Genomic DNA, 20735 nt, shown 5'->3' on the forward strand with positions numbered 1-20735 from the left:
CTTTCGTGTGGTATTTTTATTAACAAGCATTATTGTTAATTTTTTAAGAGGAGAAGAAAAAGGTATTGGTAATTTTGTAAATAGTTATTTTAAACAAAATGGGTGGCATGTAATAGATGCAACTAGCCTTATGGATGCTTTTTCTAAATTCTCTTTATATTTAGGAAACAATCAAGCCGATAATATTTATATAAATTCACATGGTTTAATAAGTCAACGTTATGTTTTTAATGAAAACGGTGATTTAATTCCTGATTCAGGCTCAGATACAGGATATAAAATGACAGGTGATGGGGGCTTTCATAAAGGTGATGAGAAATTCTAGGTAGTGATATACAACAATATATTTCTGATAAAAACAAATTAACATCAGATAAAAAGAGTAGTGTAGAGAATTTTATAGGCATTGTAAATTATGTTAAAAATGGAAAAAATCTGGTAATGGGAACGTGTTGGTCTGCAAGGTTTGATGATCTTTTTGGTCAAAGTATATCTTCAATTGCAAAATCTAGGGATATTTTTGTCAATAGAGACTATTCAAGCAATTATTCTATTAAAGGACAGAATATTATTCTATTTCAGAATTTTATAAATTATAATCAACTTCTCACGAAAATTATTTAAAAGGATGGGTACAATATCGGAATGGTATTATTAGCCAACAAAATTTTAATATAAGAATGACAAAATATGGCGTTAAAACGATTAAATAATAAAATAATACTAGTATTTAGCTTATTTATTAGTACGGTTTTCTTTTCTCAAATGAAAATGATTGATATAAATGGTAAAAAATTAATTATTAATTCGAAAACAGAAAACAGAAATTTTATAAAAATATTTGATGATGATAAGTTTAGTGTATTTTATGTTATAAATAGAAGAGATTTTAATTTAAAAAAAGGACTAAGAGTTGGATGAACTGCAAACATTATTTATTTTTCTAAGAAATATAATAAAGGAATTTTAACAAATTTCGAACAGGTAATATACCATAATGAAAAAAACATTTTTGATATTAGTTTATATGTTGATAAAAATGTGGTAATACCCTTTATGATTATTGTAGATAAAGATTTTAAGTATGAATATTTAATGAAAAGCTACTATATCCTTCCTCCTTCCACACAAAGTACAATCTATAAATCAGGTATTACAATTCAGGATTACAATACTCAATGTAATTTAAAAAAGATGTCTTTAAATAAAATTATAGTAGATGAAGATATAGATAATATTCTTAAAATTATAGAAAAAGAAACTATTATTTCTCAAGAATGTGATAAGTTATTTGAAATTGAAGATTTCCCCCAAAAGTTAAGTAAGTAGACATGAATCAAACTTGTAGACTTAGATATGAATAGCTTTGGATTTCTATCATTGATTTGTTTAAAAAATAAAGGCCATTGCAAGTACAATGGTCTTTATTACTTTTAAAATGTGAAAACCGCTATATTTACCAGTACAAAGATCATCTTGGAAATACCAGGGTAAGCTTTACCAAAAACAGCGCAGACGTTCTTGAAGTTACAGATACCAACAACTATTATCCTTTTGGGTTAAACCATATCGGGAACTCTTTTTTGTCTAGTTTAGGAAGCTATAATGCCTACAAGTATAATGGCAAAGAGGCACAAGAAACGGGGATGTATGATTATGGCGCAAGAATGTATATGCCTGATCTGGGAAGATGGGGTGTTATAGATGCTTATGCAGAGAAGATGAGAAGACACTCGCCTTATAATTACGCATTTAATAACCCTGTTAATTTTATAGACCCGGATGGGAATACTCCTAGAGGTACCTATGGAGAACATTCCGCTTTTAATGGAGATTACGATCCAAATTCTTCTTTATCCGGTTATAACGGAATGGGGGGAGCCCATGGGATGTATTTTGCGAATAATGATGGAGGTGGTTTTGGATCTGCACAACAAGGAAGTGGTACTGGTACATTATCTTTTAGTACTTCAGAGGGAATTAGGTTTGCTTTCAGCTATTTTGGAGGTGGCGGAAGTGTAGGGAATTTGTTTTCTATGGTAGAGCAGTTGAAAAAAGCTGGATGGGATGATCCTGCTAATACTCAGGCAAAATTTAATGATATAGATACTTTGGTAAAAAAAGTTCCTGCTTTAAATGATTTTTTTGCAATAACAAAAGTCGAATTTATTGATAATACTGGTGGAAGTTGTGCAAATAAGGCTGAATACCAAAGAGTATGGATTAATATGAATAATGCTCAGAATATTTTAAAACTAGCTTTTACTTTAGGACATGAAATGAATCATTCATTTGCAGATTTATTTTTTAGTGATAAATTTAATGAAATTACCCATCAATCTAAAGGCTCAAAAACTACTACAAGTTCCTTTAATTTTTTCCAAGAAGTGATGGCTTTATCGTGGGAAATACAGTTGGGCTCTGATAGATATGGGAAACGTTCAGGTTTTGAAGCAGCTCAGTTTTACTATGGGCCAAATGGCTTAGGCTATAGTCAAAAAAGTATTGATATGGTAAATAAATATCTATATGAATTAAAATCGGCTTGGAATTTTATATATAACTCGAAACTGAAATAATATGAAAAATTTAATAATTATGTTCCTTTTATTACATAATATTTGTAATTCTCAAATTAAAATGACTTGGGAATACTATAAAAATCTTAAAAAAGCTGATGTAATCATTTATAATGAGGGTGCGAAAGATATTCTCTTGCCGATAGATTTAAAATCTTTAAAGCCTCATTTTGAGAATGAATGTTCTATGATTGATTATGAATTTCCATATCCTTCTTTTGGGTTAACTCTATTAGTAGAAAATGAACATGAAAAGATGTTTGGCAGTATTCATAATATTGAAGTGTCAGGAAATAATAATTTTAATAGAATTGTACTAGAAAGACAAGAAATTAATAATGGATATTTAGATTTCATTAAAAAATGGGATGAAAGCAATAAAATTTCAGATTTAGATTTTGCAAAAAAAAATTATTATTTATATAATAATCTAGTATTTATTAAATCTAAACAAAAAATTAAATTTCAAATTGCTGTTAACTTTGATAACATAACAAATCAAAAATATATTTATTATTACTACCCAATAGATTGGGGTAAGAAGATTGAAGTAATGCTTTCTACTTGTATTGATTCAGATACTTACAACTATCTTACAGAAAGACAAAAGCAAGAATTAAAAAAATATGAATTTTTTACGGGAAACTTGAGAAGTAATATAATTGTGTTAAATCAATAGTTTATATCTTGAAGTGGTTTCACAAGCTGCCGCACGAATCCTTTCGTGGTATTTTTATTAACAATTAGCTATATATACTAGTACAAAGACCACCTTGGAAACACCAGGGTAAGCTTTACCAAAGATAGCGCAGGCGTTCTTGAAGTTACAGATACCAACAACTATTATCCTTTTGGGTTAAATCATATTGCAAACTCTTTCTTATCTAGTTTAGGAAGCTATAATGCCTACAAGTATAATGGGAAAGAGATCCAGAAAACGGGGATGTATGATTATGGCGCAAGAATGTATATGCCTGATCTGGGAAGATGGGGTGTTGTAGATGCTTATGCAGAGGCAATGAGGAGACATTCGCCTTATAATTATGCCTTTAATAACCCTGTTAGTTTTATAGATCCTGATGGAAATTCTCCAAGGAAAACATATGGAGAACATTCAGCTTTCAATGGAGATTATGACCCCAATTCTTCTCTATCTGGTTATAATGGAATGGGAAATTCACTTGGGATGTATTTTGCGAATGATGGCGGAGGTAGTTTTGGATGGGAACGTAAAACTTTTGGTGAAACGCAGGCATATAGAGATATCATGACAGCGTATTACAATGGTGGTACAGCAGAATTTGTGAATAATAATGGGACCTGGAAATGGTGGACAGATTATACAAATCCTGATTCTGGAGTTACAGGACTGGAAACATTAAATATATTGAAGCGTTCTTCTTCTAGTATACAACAGATTAAACAATCCTATCATAATTTTAATCTTTACAGACCAGATAATACACCTGAATGGTATACTTTTGGAGGACGGGCAAATTATGGATTAGGTGCAGCAGCAGTTGGATTAGCCAATTTTTCAGGAAAAACTAGAATCACAACTACAGACTCAACTATTGAATTGTATCGCCCTAATACAAATGGAAACGTATTTACTAGAAATGCATATACAAAAACAATGGGGTTAAGAAAAACCGGAACATTGGTTGGGTATGGTCGTTTTGGTCTTGGGTTGACAATGGATGCAATAGGAGTTTATAATTATTATAATAGCCCATAATCAACTAATAAAGTACATCCTGCAAAAGCAGGATTAAATACAGCTATGAGTGCTTACGGTTTGACCGGGGCAGGAACTATCCCCGGATTGCTATATTTTGGTGTTGATGACTTTTGCCCCGTGGCTGGGAAGGTTATGGGAATGATTACCAAAGTATACAATCTGACAATGCAGCGATCATGTCAGGATTTATAATAGCTCCTTATGGATCACAAAAATTTTAAATTATGTTACTAAAGAAGTTTTATTATCATTTTTTTTACAAAATATATAAATCAATTCAATACACATCTGCACCATTTGGAGAATTTTTAAATAATTTTAAAGCAGGTGTGATAATGATAGCTTTAGAACTTTGGACTTTTTTTTCTATAATAAATTATTACACATTTATAACAGGAAATAAAGTAGAATTATCTTTTTCTAAACCTATCATGTATATTCCATTTATCTGTATTATAGGTTTTAATTATTATACATTAGATCATTTAGATGTGTGGAAATCCTATAATTATGAGTTTGATCAGTTACCCAAAAAGAAGAATTTGGTTGGAAGTTGGATTGTTTTTGGATTGGTGCTATTGATTATTGGAAATTTCATTTTTTCATTTTATTGTTTAGACAGGCAAGCAAGAAAAGACCAAGTTGGTCCATATGCACCGGAAATTTTGGCAAAAGAAAGAAGAGAGGATTCTTTACAAAAAGCTAAACAAATAGAAAATCTTAAAAAAATATATGGTGAAGATAAAAAATAGAAATATAGATTTGTAACCTAATAAACCAATAAGCCATTACATTTTTGTAATGGCTTATACCATCGATAAATAATCTTTAGGCTGCAATTATAAAGACTTTCTGAGAAGTGTAGGATTCAGTTACAGCAAAGCTGATGGAGGTGGAATAATGATTCAGGAAGAAAGCAATTATTATCCTGTATTCCATGGTCATTACTTTATTTTACCTAATTTTATTAATTAATTTCAAACTCAAATTATCCTATGTACTATAAAAACGACACAATCATTATACGGGAGTTCACTCCTCAGGAACTTCATTTATTTTTAGATCTGTTTACAAACGAAAATGTTACCCTTTATCTGCCTTACAAATCGCCTGAAGAATTTAAACAAATGTTTGAAAAAGCATTATTGGATTATAAAGAAGGGCCACTCAGCAGATGGGGAATATTTGATGCCCAGAATGGTGCTTTCGTGGGAGTATGCCTGGCCAGAATTTTCGCTGAAAATGCCAACTCCATAGAAATAGGCTATATGCTTGGAGAGAATTACTGGGGAAAAGGAATCGGAACCCAGGTCTGTAAAGCACTTGCTGATTATTGTCTTTCAGCCGATCAGGAAAAGGAAATCGTTGCATTAACAGACCTTGATAATATTGGCTCACAGAAAGTCCTTCTAAAAAGTGGATTTAACAGATTAGAAAACCTGGAAAGAGAGGACAGAGCATTAGCATATTTCTTATTTTCAAAGGAGCAATAAATAAAAAGAGCTGAAAATGTGAAGAATGGCCTGTATTATAACTTTACCACCGTTGCACTTTCAGCTTCCTTTATTTTTCCTGGGCTCAAAAAATATTTCAGGATCATTTATCTTTCATTTCATTAATCAGATAATTTGTCATACCTTGCATAGATTATGATGTCCAAACGTTGCAAATACGCGCTGAAAGCAATGGTCAGATTAGCAAGAAATTACAATCAAGGCTATCTGTCCACTTCGATTATTGCACAGGATGAAAACATTCCCAAAAAGTTTCTCGAGCAAATCCTTCTTGAACTTAAAAGAACTAAACTTGTTAACAGCAAACAAGGAAAAGTAGGTGGATATTACCTGCTAAAATCACCTGATGAAGTATCATTGGCGGATATCTACCGTATTTTCGACGGGCCTATTGCACTAACGCCCTGCGTATCCTTAAACTTCTACGAGGCATGTGACGATTGTGTAGATGAAGCAGAATGTTACCTTAGAAACGAACTCATAATCGTTCGTGAGAAGACCAGAAAAAGTATGATGGAGGCCACTCTGACCAAGTTTATCGACAAAAAATAATTTTTTTTCATTTAAATTCTACTATTTTGATAGGAGTTATAGAATTTTATATATATTTGCATCAACAAATTGGAATGGAAATGGAAAATAGTCTGAAAAACGAATTCGAAAAATTGAAAGAAGAAATCCTAGGGGAGTCTTCTCAACAGGATATTTTGCAATCACTTACAGAAGTATTTCCGGGTGAAGTAGTGTTTTCAACAAGCTTCAGTTATGAAGATCAGGTCATCACTCATTTAATAAAAAACCTGAATGTAGAGATTTTCACATTGGACACCGGGAGACTTTTTGAACAGACTTATGACACCTGGGCTTCTACAAAAGCTTTCTTCAAAAAAGAGATCAAAGCGTACTATCCGGATACTGAAGAACTGAAAAAATTTGTATCAGAAAACGGTCCCAATTCTTTTTATCAATCCGTAGAGCAGAGAAAAGCATGCTGTACTATCAGAAAAGTACACCCTCTTAAATCTGCATTAAAAGGATATAGAATATGGATCACCGGTTTAAGAGCTGAGCATTCTCCAAACAGACAAAACATGCCATCATTGGAATGGGACGAAGATAATCAGATCATTAAATTTCATCCTCTTCTTCACTGGAGCACTGAACAGGTAACAGATTACGTAAAAACCCATCAGCTTCCGTACAATTATCTTCATAAAAAAGGATTCGTAAGCATCGGATGTGAGCCTTGTACAAGAGCTATTCAGGAAGGAGAAGATTTCAGAGCCGGCCGCTGGTGGTGGGAAGATGCTAATAAAAAAGAATGCGGTCTCCATATTCATCAATAAAAAAAGAAAAACATGTCAACATATCATTTAGATTACCTGGATCAGTTGGAAGCTGAATCTATTTACATTTTAAGGGAAGTCGCAGGACAGTTTGAACGCCCGGCACTTTTATTCAGCGGTGGAAAAGACAGTATAGTACTGGCTCATTTAGCTTCAAAAGCATTCCGTTACGGAAAAATACCTTTCAAGTTTGTTCATGTAGATACAGGGCACAACTTCCCTGAGGTCTTGAACTTTAGAGATGAACTTGTTAATCAGCTGGAAGTTGACTTGGTAGTTCGTAAAGTTGAAGATACCATCAAAAAGAAAGGGTTAACAGAGCCTAAAGGAAAATTCCCAAGCAGAAACTGGCTGCAGACCTTTACTTTACTCGATACTATTGAAGAATTTGAATTTGATGTCTGTATCGGAGGCGCTCGCAGAGACGAAGAAAAAGCCCGCGCCAAAGAAAGGATCTTCTCTGTTCGTGATGAATTCGGACAGTGGGATCCAAAACTTCAACGTCCGGAATTATGGAGCATCTTCAACGGAAAAATCCATAAAGGAGAAAATGTAAGAGTATTTCCGATCAGCAACTGGACAGAACTTGACATCTGGAACTATATCCGAAGAGAAAAAATTGAACTTCCATCCATTTACTTCTCGCATGACAGAGAAGTGGTAGACCTCAACGGACAGTGGATCGCCAATTCTCACCATGCCTCTCTTGAAACCAGCGATATCATCACTACAAAAAGGATAAGATACCGCACCGTAGGAGATATGACCTGCACTGCAGCAGTAGAATCTAAAGCAACTACAATTGATGCTGTGATTGATGAAATTGTAGCCACAAGAATTTCCGAACGCGGAGAAACCAGAATTGATGACCGTGTGACGGAAGCAGCAATGGAAGACCGTAAAAAGGGAGGCTATTTTTAATCATTGATAAAAGATCATTGATGAATGATGAGCCAAAGTTTTTTATCAATTATCAACAATCACTTATCATTTATAATTACAAACAGATGGATATATTAAGATTTATAACAGCAGGAAGCGTGGATGACGGTAAAAGTACCTTGATCGGAAGACTGCTATACGATAGTAAAAGTATTTTACAGGATCAGTTAGAAGTACTGGAAAAACATTCTAAAAATAAAAATGATGACGGGATAGACCTTGCTCTTCTTACGGATGGCTTACGTGCTGAAAGGGAGCAGGGAATCACCATCGATGTTGCATACAGGTATTTTTCTACCTCAAAAAGAAAATTTATCATTGCCGATGCACCCGGTCACGTACAATATACAAGAAACATGATTACCGGAGCTTCCAACTCCGATTTGATGGTAATCCTGATTGATGCCCGTCAGGGAGTAATTGAGCAAACAAGAAGACATTCTATCATTGCTTCGTTATTAAAATTGAAAAAGGTAGCTGTAGCCATTAATAAAATGGACATGGTGGATTATTCAAAAGAAGTATTTGAAACCATTAAAGCAGATTATGCTAAAATTGCAGAAAGTCTTGGATTAAATGACGTAAGCTATTTCCCGATTTCAGCATTGAAAGGAGACAATATTGTATCCAGATCAGCTCAAACAGATTGGTACCAAGGAACTTCGCTTTTAGAATATCTGGAAAATGTAACTCTGAATGAAGAGTTGAATAATGGAAATCGTTTTCAGGTTCAATATGTCATTCGTCCTCAGACTGAAGAGTTGCATGATTACAGAGGATATGCAGGACAGATTTTAAGCGGAAAGTTTCAGAAAGGAGACCCAATCCAAATTCTTCCAGCAGGCATTACAACCGAAATTGCAAAAATCGAGATCAACGGAATTGAAAAAGAAGAAGCCTTTGAAGGACAGCCTGTTGTGATTCATGTAAACGATGATGTAGATATCAGCAGAGGAGATATTTTTGCTACCGAAGAACAGCTTCCTGTGATAGAAAAAGACCTTGAAGTTTTGCTTTGCTGGCTCGATCAAAAATCACTACAGCCTGGTAATAAATACCTCTTACAGCAGAACAGCAGACTGATAAGAGCCGTAGTGAAAGAGATTGATTATAAGATTGATGTGAATACCCTTACCCAGGAAAAAGCAGAAGGGAATATCAAACTGAATGAAGTGGTAAAAGTAACCCTACGAACGGCACAACCTTTGGTCTATGATAGTTTTATCAATAACAAAAGAACAGGTTCTGCAATTTTGGTAGATGAAACTTCTAATTCAACGGTTGCAGCCTGCATAATTCAGTAAAGAATATGTCAGTTACCCATCATTTTATAGAAAGAATTCATCAGAGCAAACAGAATAAACCCCATGGATTCTTTGACAGAGCCAGAGTAAAGGTTTTTGTAACAGAATTGTATAAAGTATTGTTTCTTCCACAAGAAGTCAATACGCCTGACCAGCTGAAACAGGATTTTGCTAAACTGCACGATCATCTTTCAGCCCTGATTAATACAATCACGAGAGATAAAGACCTTACCGAAGTCCAGGTAAATGCTTTTTTTGAGGCCTTGCCACAAATTTATGGTCATCTCGTTCAGGACGCGCAGTCTATCCTTGAATTTGATCCGGCAGCAGACTCTCTAGAAGAAATATACCTTGCGTATCCCGGATATTTTGCAACCTATGTATACAGGATCTCGCATCAGCTCTGGAATCAGGAAGTCCCTGTTTTACCCCGCGTTATTTCAGAATATGCACACAGCAAAACAGGAATAGACATTCATCCGGGAGCAGTGATTGGAGAATATTTTTTCATCGATCACGGAACCGGAATTGTTATCGGAGAAACTACCGTTATTGGCGATCATGTCAAAATATATCAGGGAGTAACCCTCGGTGCGTTGAATGTCTCTAAAGAAAAAGCCAACCAGAAAAGACATCCGAATATTGAAGATCATGTCATCATCTATTCAGGAGCTACTATTTTGGGCGGAAATACAACCATAGGCAGGGAAAGCGTTATCGGAGGAAATGTGTGGATCACACAGGATGTACCGCCCAATTCCCTGGTCTATAACAAAAGTGAAATAAGAATAAAGGATAATAATCCCTTACCGGAATCATTAACCTTTGTAATATAAGAACAGAAAAACAAAAAATTGTATTGATATGAAATTTCAAAATGCCCTAGAAACCATTGGAAATACACCAGTCGTAAAGATCAATAACTTATTCAATTCAGATCATGAGATCTGGATCAAATTAGAAAAAAGCAACCCTGGAGGAAGCATTAAAGACAGAATTGCCCTGGCAATGATTGAAGATGCAGAAGCCAAAGGGTTACTGAATAAAGACAGCGTTATCATAGAGCCTACCAGTGGAAACACAGGAATCGGATTAGCATTGGTAGCTGCAGTAAAAGGATATAAGCTGATTCTGGTAATGCCGGACAGTATGAGTATAGAACGCCGTAAGATCATGGAAGCCTATGGTGCTGAATTTGTACTTACCCCAAGAGAAAAAGGAATGAAAGGAGCTATCGAGAAAGCTAATGAACTGGCAGAAGAAACTCCTAATTCATGGATCCCTAGACAATTTGACAACCCTGCAAATGTAAAAGTACACGTTGAAACTACAGCTCAGGAAATTTTAAAAGATTTCCCTGAAGGGTTAGATTATGTGATTACAGGAGTAGGAACCGGCGGACACATCACTGGGATTGCTAAAGCATTAAAGCAACAGCTTCCCAACCTTAAAGTCATTGCGGTAGAACCTGAATTATCTCCGGTATTGAGCGGCGGAAGTCCTGCACCACATCCATTACAGGGTCTTGGAGCCGGATTTGTACCTTCTATTTTAGACATTACTCTTTTAGACGGAGTGATTACAGTAGGGAAGGATGAAGCCTATGAATATGCTATTAATGCTGCTAAAAAAGAAGGTCTTTTTGTAGGGATTTCTACAGGAGCCGCTTTAGCTGCTATCGCAAAACAATTACCGGAAATACAACCCGGAGCTAAAATTCTTACCATCAATTACGATACCGGAGAAAGGTATCTTTCTATTGAAGGACTCTTCTAAAATCCTTTAACTAACACCGATTTCAATGAACACAACAATAAAATCACCTAAGGTTTACCTTATCGGTGCAGGGCCCGGCAGCCCTGATTTGATCACAGTAAAAGCCGTAAAAGCCATTGCCAAAGCAGATGTTGTTCTTGCTGACCGTCTGGTAAGTCCTGAAATTTTAGAGACTTATGTTAATAAAGATACAGAGCTTATCTATGTAGGCAAAGAATGCAGTAAAAATGCGTCTACTCCTCAATCACTTATCAATACTTTAATGGTAGACTATGCTTTACAGAACAAAACAGTCGTAAGACTTAAAGGGGGAGATGTGTCTATTTTTTCTAATATTCTGGATGAACTTCAGTCTTTGAAAGAAAATCATATCCCATTTGAGATTATCCCCGGAATTACAGCTGCTTTGGGAGCTGCGGCGTATGCCGGAATGCCTTTAACAGCCAGAGGATATTCCACCTCCGTTCGTTTTCTGACGTATTATAAGTCTGAAATTCTGACAGATGAATACTGGAAGGATCTTGCCAACACTCAGGATACGCTTGTGTTCTATATGTCTAAAGGAAACCTGACCAGTCTGGTAGAAAAGTTCATTGAACTGAATATTTCCAACGAGAAAAAAATCGCTGTGATTGAACAGGCCACAACTCCTTACCAAAAAGTGTACACCTCATCTTTTGAGGATTTTAGTAAAACACTTGGTGATAAAGCCTTTGCCTCACCCTCATTGGTGGTGATAGGAAAAGTGGTGAACCTTCATGAGGAATTCTCCTGGCTGGAAAATACAGAGCAGGAAGGTCTTTATTTTAAATCAGTTGAAAACGGAAGCGTAGTACCAAAAACTCAAAATTTCTTCGAATATGCTGTCTGAAACTAAATTAAATATTCTTAAACAGATCTCCAGTGATTTTTCCAGAGATGAATCGATCTGGGCAAGCGGATACCTTGCAGGATTAGCCGGAACTCCTCTTACAGGGGTACAACCTCCTTTGCAGGTAACACTACCGGAACAAAATATAGTTAAGAAAATTACTCTGGCTTATGGCACAGAAACCGGAAACAGTAAAAAACTGGCAACAGCTCTTGCCGGAATTATCAAGAAGAAAGGAATTCAGGTTAAATTAGCCGATCTTTCCCAATATAAGCCTAAAGACTTAGCTAAAGAAGAGTTTTTCTTTGTGGTTATCAGTACACAGGGAGAAGGAGATCCACCGGTATTGGCCAAGAAATTCTATGATTATATCTATGAAAATGAAATCAATCTCAGTACTTTAAAATTTGGGGTTCTGGCATTGGGAGACAGCAGCTATCCTCTATTCTGCAAAACAGGCGAGGATGTAGATTCCCGATTTGAAATTCTTGGAGCGCAGCGTATCATTCCATTAAAAAAATGTGATATTGATTACGAACAGGATGCTCAAAACTGGATTGAACATGTTTTTGAAGCTGTCAATAAAACGTCTGCCAACAGTGTTAAAAATCCATCTGCTCAGAAAGCTTCCACAGGAAGAAAAAAATACCAGGGTACAGTATCCGCGATTATCAATCTGAATGATATTACCTCTGAAAAAGAAACCTATCACATTGAAATAGAAACAGAGGAAGCTTTAAGCTATCAGCCTGGTGCTGCTTTGGGTATCATTCCTTTCAATTCAAAATCTGTAGTGGATGAAATTATTGCTGTAACAGGTATTGATCCTAAAAAAAAGATCGAAACTTCGAAGACGACAGACTGTGTAGAAGAACTTTTACACAAACATCTTAATATTAGCTATTTGCTTAAAACTGTAGTGGCTCAATATGCTAAAATCACCGGACATTCTATTCCGGAAGTCCGTTTAAGCCTTCTGGATCTGCTTAGAATTTATCCTGTGAAAAATGCAGAAGAATTTGAAGAAGTAATCCAGATTCTGACCGCTCAGGCACCACGTCTGTATTCCATATCGTCTTCTCCGGAAGCGCATGGCGAAAATGAGATTCATATAACCGTTGCCAGATCGGAATTCTTTATTGACCACCAGAAACATAACGGTCTGTGCAGCGGTTATCTCAGCGAGTTTAGCGAAGGCGGAGAAGTTGAATTTTATATTCAGGACGCAGGACATTTCAGATTGCCGGAACCGGATAAAGATGTCATCATGATTGGCCCTGGAACCGGAATTGCTCCTTTCAGATCATTCCTTTGGGAGCGTGATGCCACAGGAGCAGAAGGGAAGAACTGGCTTTTCTTTGGAGACAGGAATTTTGTATCAGACTTTATTTATCAGGCTGAACTTCAGGATTTCCTTAAAACAGGAAGCTTAACCCACTTAGATCTTGCTTTTTCAAGAGATACTGCTGAGAAAGTCTATGTACAGCACAAGCTGGAGCAAAAAGCACAGGAAGTTTTTTACTGGTTGGAAAACGGAGCTTCTGTCTATGTCTGCGGAACCAAAGAACCTATGAGCCGTGATGTAGAAAATACCCTGCTCAATATTATTCAGCATCAGGGAAAACGCAGTCAGGAAGAAGCTGTTCATTATCTGGAAGAAATGGAGCTCAGCGGCCGATATGCTAAAGATGTTTATTAAAAAGTACCCACACCCTTAAAAGAAAACAATTATGAGCCATAAAGATAATCTTTCTCCTGTAGAAAGAATTAAAACCCAAAGCAACGGACTCAGAGGAACCTTAAAGGAAAGCCTTGCCGATGATTTTACCGGAGCGATAAGAGAAGACGATCAGACTTTAATCAAGTTTCACGGAATGTACCAGCAGGATGACAGAGACAGAAGGGAAGAACGTGTTTCCAAAAAACTGGAATGGCTGTATTCCTACATGATAAGACTAAGGCTTCCCGGCGGATTTTTAACTTCAGATCAATGGATCGGAGTGAATGATATTGCGAATGATCATTCTACAGGCACCATCAAAATAACAACCCGTCAGACGCTTCAGCTGCATGGTATTTTAAAGTCTCATTTAAGACCAACCATTCAGAATTTTAATATCAATCACCTTGATTCTATTGCGGCCTGTGGTGATGTGAACAGAAATGTGACGTGTACAGCCAATCCATCAGAGTCTCCATTGCACCAGCAGACTTATGAGTTAGCAGGTAAAATCAGTGAAATGTGTCTTCCGAAAACCAAGTCTTACTATGATATCTGGATTGATGATGAATTAATGGTAGATCGAAAAACGGAAGAAGATCCTTTATATCAGGACAGATACCTTCCGAGAAAGCTAAAGATCGGAATTGCCGTTCCGCCAAACAATGATGTAGATGTCTTCATTAATGATATTGCCCTGATTGCCATCATTGAAAACAATGAAATCGTAGGATATAATATCGCAGCAGGAGGCGGATTGGGTGCAACGCACGGAAATGAAGCTACTTACGCTCGTCTTGCCTCTGTTCTTGGATTTGTAGACTCCGAGGAAAAAGCTTTACAAGCTGTTTATGAAATCATTACCGTACAGCGTGATTTCGGAAACCGTAGTGACAGAAAGCTTTCAAGATTAAAATACACCATTGATAAACTTGGAATCGATCAGTACAGAACCGAAGTAGAAAAAAGAACAGGTTTCAACTTTGAGCCTGCCAGAAAATTTAAGTTTGAGCAAAGAAAAGACCGCTATGGCTGGACTCAAAATCATGAAGGAAAATGGTTTTATACTGTTTTCGTAGAGCACGGAAGAGTTCTTGACATTGAAGGTTATCCTTTAAAATCAGGATTATTGAAAATCGCTCAAACAGCGAATATCAATTTCAGATTTACCTGCAACCAAAACCTGATTATTGCTGATATTCAGGAAGAAGATAAAGCAAAAGTAGAAGACCTTTTACAAGAGTATGGAATTTCAGAAGCCACTGAAAAAGCAAGTGCTTTGCGTAAAAACTCTGTAGCTTGTGTAGCCTTGAATACCTGTTCATTGGCTTTAGCAGAAGCACAGCGTTATTTGCCAACTTTGGTTACCAAAATAGAGCCTATTCTTGAAAAATATGGTCTTCTGGAAGATGACATTACCATCAGAATGACCGGATGTCCTAACGGATGCGGACGTTCTCCCAATGCTGAGATCGGATTTGTAGGAACTGCTTATGGGAAATACAATCTCCATATCGGTGGCGATCGATTGGGAATGCGTCTGAATACAAAATACAGAGAAAATATCGGCGAAGAAGAAATTCTGACTACGCTGGATGAACTTTTCGGAACCTATGTGAATGAAAAGCATACAGAAGAAACATTTGGTGACTTTTCATACCGTTACTTACAAACCTTAAACTGAAAATATGACTAGCCTTTTTTATGACCTGAAAAAACTAAAAAAACATCAACCATTTCTTCTAAGTGAGCGAATGTGTATGTGTTGTTGATTTTCAATAATAACAAACATACAGACTGTTTGAATTTTATTTAAACCACAAAAGTCACAAAAGCCTTAAACTCTTAAGCTATTTAAAGTGATAAGCTTTGAGTATAGAAGTACACATAAGTTTTTAAAAATCTATAGCAATTTGTGTTAATCTGTGCCATCTGTGGGAAAATTTAAATCACAAAAGCTTTTAAACACTTAAGTCATTTGAAGTGACAAGCTTTGAGTATAGAAAGTACACATAAGTTTTGAAAAATCTATGATTTTTAAAATGTATAGCAATCTGCGTCAATCTGTGCCATCTGTGGGAAAATTTAAATCACAAAAGCTTTTAAACACTTAAGTCATTTGAAGTGACAAGCTTTGAGTATAGAAGTACACATAAGTTTTGAAAAATGTATAGCAATCTGTGTTAATCTGTGCCATCTGTGGGAAAATTTAAGTTACAAAAGCTTTTAAACACTTAAGTGATTTGAAGTGACAAGCTTTGCGAAGGAAATACACTTTAGTTTTATGAAAATCTATGATTTTCATCTTATGTGAACTTTTATACTGCAGCATTTTAAACTTCTTAAGTGAACTAAAGTGTTTAAAATAATAACTTTTGTGTCTTTTGTGGTTTAAAAATTAAAGTTTCAAACAGCTCCATTCATCCTCACCTAAAATAGAAGAACAATGAAAAACAAAAGACAGGGATATTTCCTGCCTAAAACAGGAGTTATACTATTCACATTTTTATTCTGCAACCTTGCAGAAGCACAACAGCTTATCGAACTAAGCGGAATCATCAGAAATACAGGAACCCAAAAAGGACTTGATGCTGTAAAAGTACAGGTTGAAAACACACAGGATACCGCATCAACAGATCAGCTCGGGAATTTTAAGATCAGAACAAGAGTAACCATTCCTTTTCGTTTGATTATCAACAAAGATGGATTTTCCAGCCAGACCGTAGAGATTCTTTCGCTTTCCAACAAACTTACCATCGGGCTTAATCCTCAGAATACCATTATTGATGATGTCGTTATTTCTGCCTCTCGTATTCCTGAAAAAATATTAAAATCTCCGATCGCGATTGAAAAGATTGATATCAAAACCATCCGCGAAAGTCCGGCTGCCTCTTTTTATGAAACCCTGGAAAACGTAAAAGGGTTACAGCTTTTAACATCCAGCCTTACGTTGAAAATCCCTAATTCCAGAGGATTCAATTCTCCTAATAACTTCAGATTTATGCAGTTGGTAGATGGCGTAGATGTACAGTCTGCTACATTAGGAGTTCCACTCGGAAATGCAATTGGCCCTACAGAACTGGATATTCAGTCTATGGAAGTCACTCCCGGAGCAGCCTCTGCGTTATATGGGATGAATGCCATCAATGGCCTTGCAAGCTTACAAACCAAAGACCCTTTTACCTCTGAAGGAGTAAGTGTGTATTTTCGGGGCGGGGTGAATCATGTAGATAATTTCAATCACAAAATCAGTTCCCTGGGCGAAAGTGCCATCAGATTTGCCAAAGTGTTTCATAAAAACTTTGCCGTTAAAGTGAATGCTTCTTATTTTACAGGTGTAGACTGGATTTCAGATAATCATACTGATCAGAATCCGAATTCCTTAATTACCGCCAACCCCAATTTTTCTTTAGCCAATAATCCAGCAGAAGACCTTTGGAACAAATATGGCGATGAAAGAAACAATAGAGTAGCGGTAAAAGTGGATTATAATGGAAAGCCTACCACATTCAATGTTTCCAGAACCGGATATTTTGAAAAAGATCTTGTAAGCCCGGAAGTAAAGAATATAAAATTCGATGCCGGATTATACTATCGCTTTGGAGATCAGTGGAAAGCTTCTTATGTTTACTGCTACGGACTGCTTGATGGAACTTTTCAGCGAGGAAATAAAATCCGTTTGCAAAATGCTACCGTACAAAACCATAAAGTAGAACTTACCGGAAAAGAATTGACGTTCAGAGCTTATGTTTCTATAGAAAATACAGGAGATTCTTACAATCTGAAACCTTTGGCTGATAATCTTGACCTTACGAATCTTTCCAACAATAATTGGAAAAGCATCTTCCAGACATCACTTCAAAATAATTTAAATGCAGGAACAAACCTCAATGAAGCTCTTATCCTGGCACGTCGTGAAGCTGACAAAAATAGAGCAGTACCCGGAACCGCAGCCTTTGAGCAGTTAAAAAACACCATCATCGGAATCAACAACTGGGATTCTGCCAATGCAGGAATTGCAGGAGCACCCGCAACGGGAGGAGCAAAACTGGAGCAGAAATCCAGATTTTATCAGGGTGAACTGACCTATGATCTTAGTCGGTTTGTAAAGATTTTTAATCTTCTGGCCGGAATAGATTATCGTTTGTACAGCATTACTCCGGATGGGAACAACTTTGTAGACTTCAACAGACCTGTTAATGAAAGAAATATTCCTTTATCCAATGGGACTTTTGGTAAGGATGTAATTTATCAGAAATACGGAGCTTTTGCCCAGATTACCAAGCTTTTATTTGATGAAAAATTGAAAATTAACGCAGCTCTCCGCATCGACAGAAACCCTGAATTTGAAGCCAAACTCAATCCGAGAATAAGTGTTGTATATTCCCCCGTTAAGCAGCACAACTTCAGAGCTTCTTTTCAAAATGGGTACAGATTCCCTTCGTTATTTGAAGCCCTTTCTTTTGTGAATAACGGAAATGTAAGAAGAGTAGGCGGTCTTTCAAAAGTAAATGACGGTTTAGGATATCTGGAAAACTCTTATACTCTTGCTTCCATTGACAGATTTACTTCAGCCGTAAATGCTGATGTAGATGGTGGAAAAAACCAAAGCCAGGCTGCTCAGGATAATAAACAGCTATTAACCGTTGCCAATCTGCAAAAACTACAGCCTGAAAAGATCAATTCATTTGAAATAGGGTATAAATCTGTGTTCTTTAATAATAAACTGGCTCTGGACTGGGATTTTTACTACAACATTTATGAAGGATTCCTTGGACAGGTAGAAGTAGCTGTTCCTAAAAACAGTCAAGTAGGAAGCAATGCAGCCGTTTTGGCAATGCTTGACAGAAGTAAACAAGACCGATACAGAGTATATACCAACAGCAACAGCACTTACAAAAGTTATGGCAGCTCATTGGGGATCCGATATAATGTGATTAAAAATTACAATGTCAATGCCAATGTATCTTACAACGATCTTGCTTCCAACAATACTTCAGACCTGTTTATTACAGCTTTTAATACTCCAAAATGGATGGTTAATGTAAGTATAGGAAACAGAGAGATTATCAAGAATATTGGATTTACAGTGGTAGCAAGATGGCAAAATGGTTTTGACTGGGAAAGTCCTTTAGCTTCAGGAAAAATTCCTGCTTACTATACTGTCGATGCCCAGGCTAGCTGGAAAATTCCTGAAATTCACGCAAATGTAAAAATTGGAGCCACCAACTTACTGAACAGACGTTACTTCCAATATGCAGCAGGCCCTGAAATCGGAGGTTTATACTATCTCGCTTTTACGTATGACTTAAAACTGTAATGAAATGAGTAATTCCTTATATCCCGTATTTTTAAAACTTGAAACCTTATCCTTACTGATCATCGGTGGCAGAAAAATTGCGCTTGAAAAACTGGAATCAGTGTTGGGTAACTCTCCTGAAACCTCCATAAAACTGGTAGCCCGCGAAATCAGTCCGGAAGTCAGAGCTTTACAAAGTCAATTTTCTAATATAAAATTATACGAAAGAGCCTATAATAATGACGATTTTAATGATACTGATGTCGCGATTATCGCTGTAAATAATATTGATTTAGCCTCACAGATCCGTGAAGATGCTCACAAAAAAAATGTATTGGTTAATATTGCAGACAAGCCCGACCTATGTGATTTCTATCTAGGTTCCATTGTTAAAAAAGGAAGTCTTAAAATTGCCATTTCCACTAATGGAAAATCTCCTACCATTGCTAAAAGGCTCAGAGAAACATTCACAGAAACCATTCCTGATGAAATGGATCTTGTCCTTGATAATATGCACAACATCCGCAATCAGTTAAAAGGAGATTTTAATCACAAAGTCACAGAACTCAACAAGATCACTACACAATATCTGGCTGATGGAAAATTATCTCCTGCAAAGTCTGATCTGGAGATTGAAAAACTTATCAGTATTACTAAAATTGCCCAGAGAAAAGCCAATATCTATCTGGCAATTATAGGAGTGATGCTGCTTATCGGAATCTTTGGCCTTGTGGTGTATCAATTTGATCTTTCTAATGACATTCAGACGTTTCTCAGTAAAGATGGTCATATTTTTTACTGGATGCTATTTGCCGGTTTTATGGCTGAAATTGTAGCAGGATCCATGGGGATGGGATATGGCGTTATCTGTACAACTATATTGCTTTTGCTGAATGTTCCACCGCCTGTTGTGAGCGCAAGTATTCACTCTGCAGAGTCGTTTACAACTGCTGCAGGAGGATTCAGCCATTATAAATTGGGAAATGTCAATAAGAAAATGGTTTGGGTTCTGTTTCCATTGGCAATAGTAGGATCCATCATCGGAGCCTTAACCTTATCTCATTATGGAGAGCATTATGCCCATATTGTAAAGCCTATCATTGCCTGTTACACCCTATATTTAGGATCAAATATCCTCAGAAATGCCTTTAAAGATAAGAATAAAAGCCGTGTTAAAACCAAAAAAAGAACCAATCTTAGAGTATTAGGATTTGTAGGTGGATTTATCGATTCGTTTGCAGGAGGAGGCTGGGGCCCATTAGTAACCGGAACTTTAATTAAAGAAGGAAGAATTCCACGTTATGTAGTGGGAAGTTCCACTGTTGCTAAGTTTTTATTAACGGTTACAAGTGCCATTACTTTCATTTTCACCATTGGGATCCATCATTGGAATATTGTGTTGGGACTTCTGTTGGGTGGGGTTTTTACTGCTCCTTTTTCTGCCATGCTAACCTCCAAACTTCCTACAAAGAAAATGTTTGTAGTAGTGGGAATAGTGGTTATTTTAATGAGTCTTGTTACGATTGTCAAATCATTTTTAAAGTAAGGAAGTCTGAGGCTGGAAGACGGAAGTTCCGAAAACCAGAAAAGCAATGATAGTCCTCTTGTATTCTTTTTAACAAACATTTATTTACACCACTTTC

18 protein-coding genes and 1 pseudogene are annotated in these 20735 nt (G+C 36.3%); all 19 read left to right on the forward strand.

Going from position 1 to position 20735, the window contains the following annotated elements:
* The first annotated feature begins 7 nt into the window (after window positions 1-7).
* Window positions 8-325, forward strand: a complete 318-nt coding sequence (locus EL260_RS13890) for a hypothetical protein (RefSeq protein WP_123855919.1) — start codon at window positions 8-10, stop codon at window positions 323-325.
* A 365-nt stretch (window positions 326-690) separates the two neighbouring features.
* Window positions 691-921: a hypothetical protein gene (locus tag EL260_RS13895; protein ID WP_123855920.1), complete on the forward strand. Its 231-nt coding sequence runs from the start codon at window positions 691-693 to the stop codon at window positions 919-921.
* Window positions 922-1056: 135 nt separating this feature from the next.
* Window positions 1057-1329, forward strand: coding sequence for a hypothetical protein (locus tag EL260_RS13900; protein ID WP_123855921.1), 273 nt, complete (start codon window positions 1057-1059; stop codon window positions 1327-1329).
* Window positions 1330-1406: 77 nt separating this feature from the next.
* Window positions 1407-2579 carry an RHS repeat domain-containing protein gene (locus EL260_RS26150; protein ID WP_123855922.1) on the forward strand — a complete coding sequence of 391 codons (1173 nt, stop codon included), beginning with the start codon at window positions 1407-1409 and terminating at the stop codon, window positions 2577-2579.
* A gap of 1 nt (window position 2580) precedes the next feature.
* A complete protein-coding gene (locus EL260_RS13910) occupies window positions 2581-3258 on the forward strand; it encodes a hypothetical protein (protein WP_123855923.1) in 678 nt (225 codons plus the stop codon).
* Window positions 3259-3432: 174 nt separating this feature from the next.
* Window positions 3433-4317 (forward strand): annotated as a pseudogene (locus EL260_RS13915) (RHS repeat-associated core domain-containing protein); the annotation flags it as partial.
* A 227-nt stretch (window positions 4318-4544) separates the two neighbouring features.
* Window positions 4545-5072, forward strand: coding sequence for a hypothetical protein (locus tag EL260_RS13920; RefSeq protein ID WP_123855924.1), 528 nt, complete (start codon window positions 4545-4547; stop codon window positions 5070-5072).
* Window positions 5073-5315: 243 nt separating this feature from the next.
* Entirely contained in the window at window positions 5316-5813 is a 498-nt protein-coding gene (locus EL260_RS13925; protein WP_123855925.1) for a GNAT family N-acetyltransferase, read from the forward strand.
* A gap of 156 nt (window positions 5814-5969) precedes the next feature.
* Entirely contained in the window at window positions 5970-6386 is a 417-nt protein-coding gene (locus tag EL260_RS13930) for an RrF2 family transcriptional regulator (protein ID WP_123855926.1), read from the forward strand.
* Window positions 6387-6466: 80 nt separating this feature from the next.
* Window positions 6467-7180: a phosphoadenylyl-sulfate reductase gene (locus tag EL260_RS13935; RefSeq protein ID WP_123855927.1), complete on the forward strand. Its 714-nt coding sequence runs from the start codon at window positions 6467-6469 to the stop codon at window positions 7178-7180.
* Between the two features lie 12 nt (window positions 7181-7192).
* Window positions 7193-8101, forward strand: a complete 909-nt coding sequence (cysD, locus tag EL260_RS13940; protein WP_123855928.1) for a sulfate adenylyltransferase subunit CysD — start codon at window positions 7193-7195, stop codon at window positions 8099-8101.
* Window positions 8102-8187: 86 nt separating this feature from the next.
* The gene (locus EL260_RS13945) at window positions 8188-9426 is read left to right on the forward strand and encodes a sulfate adenylyltransferase subunit 1 (protein WP_123855929.1); all 1239 of its coding nucleotides are present in this window, start codon (window positions 8188-8190) and stop codon (window positions 9424-9426) included.
* A 5-nt stretch (window positions 9427-9431) separates the two neighbouring features.
* Window positions 9432-10262, forward strand: a complete 831-nt coding sequence (gene epsC, locus EL260_RS13950) for a serine O-acetyltransferase EpsC (protein WP_123855930.1) — start codon at window positions 9432-9434, stop codon at window positions 10260-10262.
* Window positions 10263-10290: 28 nt separating this feature from the next.
* A complete protein-coding gene (cysK, locus tag EL260_RS13955; protein WP_123855931.1) occupies window positions 10291-11202 on the forward strand; it encodes a cysteine synthase A in 912 nt (303 codons plus the stop codon).
* A gap of 25 nt (window positions 11203-11227) precedes the next feature.
* The gene (cobA, locus tag EL260_RS13960; RefSeq protein ID WP_123855932.1) at window positions 11228-12073 is read left to right on the forward strand and encodes a uroporphyrinogen-III C-methyltransferase; all 846 of its coding nucleotides are present in this window, start codon (window positions 11228-11230) and stop codon (window positions 12071-12073) included.
* Window positions 12063-13772, forward strand: coding sequence for a diflavin oxidoreductase (locus EL260_RS13965; protein WP_123855933.1), 1710 nt, complete (start codon window positions 12063-12065; stop codon window positions 13770-13772). The genes cobA and EL260_RS13965 overlap by 11 nt, the downstream gene beginning before the upstream one ends.
* A gap of 31 nt (window positions 13773-13803) precedes the next feature.
* Entirely contained in the window at window positions 13804-15477 is a 1674-nt protein-coding gene (gene cysI / locus EL260_RS13970; RefSeq protein WP_123855934.1) for an assimilatory sulfite reductase (NADPH) hemoprotein subunit, read from the forward strand.
* A 762-nt stretch (window positions 15478-16239) separates the two neighbouring features.
* The gene (locus tag EL260_RS13975) at window positions 16240-19113 is read left to right on the forward strand and encodes a TonB-dependent receptor (protein WP_123855935.1); all 2874 of its coding nucleotides are present in this window, start codon (window positions 16240-16242) and stop codon (window positions 19111-19113) included.
* A 4-nt stretch (window positions 19114-19117) separates the two neighbouring features.
* A complete protein-coding gene (locus tag EL260_RS13980; RefSeq protein ID WP_123855936.1) occupies window positions 19118-20638 on the forward strand; it encodes a TSUP family transporter in 1521 nt (506 codons plus the stop codon).
* Window positions 20639-20735: the final 97 nt, after the last annotated feature.

The sequence above is a fragment of the Chryseobacterium nakagawai genome, from assembly GCF_900637665.1.
GTDB lineage: Bacteria > Bacteroidota > Bacteroidia > Flavobacteriales > Weeksellaceae > Chryseobacterium > Chryseobacterium nakagawai.

Excerpts from the sequence above, each read along its gene's own strand:
- EL260_RS13895 (WP_123855920.1), top strand. The coding sequence starts at position 691 with ATGGCGTTAAAACGATTAAATAATAAAATAATACTAGTATTTAGCTTA.
- EL260_RS13900 (WP_123855921.1), top strand. The coding sequence starts at position 1,057 with ATGATTATTGTAGATAAAGATTTTAAGTATGAATATTTAATGAAAAGC.
- EL260_RS13910 (WP_123855923.1), top strand. The coding sequence starts at position 2,581 with ATGAAAAATTTAATAATTATGTTCCTTTTATTACATAATATTTGTAAT.
- EL260_RS13920 (WP_123855924.1), top strand. The coding sequence starts at position 4,545 with ATGTTACTAAAGAAGTTTTATTATCATTTTTTTTACAAAATATATAAA.
- EL260_RS13925 (WP_123855925.1), top strand. The coding sequence starts at position 5,316 with ATGTACTATAAAAACGACACAATCATTATACGGGAGTTCACTCCTCAG.
- EL260_RS13930 (WP_123855926.1), top strand. The coding sequence starts at position 5,970 with ATGATGTCCAAACGTTGCAAATACGCGCTGAAAGCAATGGTCAGATTA.
- EL260_RS13935 (WP_123855927.1), top strand. The coding sequence starts at position 6,467 with ATGGAAAATAGTCTGAAAAACGAATTCGAAAAATTGAAAGAAGAAATC.
- cysD (WP_123855928.1), top strand. The coding sequence starts at position 7,193 with ATGTCAACATATCATTTAGATTACCTGGATCAGTTGGAAGCTGAATCT.
- EL260_RS13945 (WP_123855929.1), top strand. The coding sequence starts at position 8,188 with ATGGATATATTAAGATTTATAACAGCAGGAAGCGTGGATGACGGTAAA.
- epsC (WP_123855930.1), top strand. The coding sequence starts at position 9,432 with ATGTCAGTTACCCATCATTTTATAGAAAGAATTCATCAGAGCAAACAG.
- cysK (WP_123855931.1), top strand. The coding sequence starts at position 10,291 with ATGAAATTTCAAAATGCCCTAGAAACCATTGGAAATACACCAGTCGTA.
- cobA (WP_123855932.1), top strand. The coding sequence starts at position 11,228 with ATGAACACAACAATAAAATCACCTAAGGTTTACCTTATCGGTGCAGGG.
- EL260_RS13965 (WP_123855933.1), top strand. The coding sequence starts at position 12,063 with ATGCTGTCTGAAACTAAATTAAATATTCTTAAACAGATCTCCAGTGAT.
- cysI (WP_123855934.1), top strand. The coding sequence starts at position 13,804 with ATGAGCCATAAAGATAATCTTTCTCCTGTAGAAAGAATTAAAACCCAA.
- EL260_RS13975 (WP_123855935.1), top strand. The coding sequence starts at position 16,240 with ATGAAAAACAAAAGACAGGGATATTTCCTGCCTAAAACAGGAGTTATA.
- EL260_RS13980 (WP_123855936.1), top strand. The coding sequence starts at position 19,118 with ATGAGTAATTCCTTATATCCCGTATTTTTAAAACTTGAAACCTTATCC.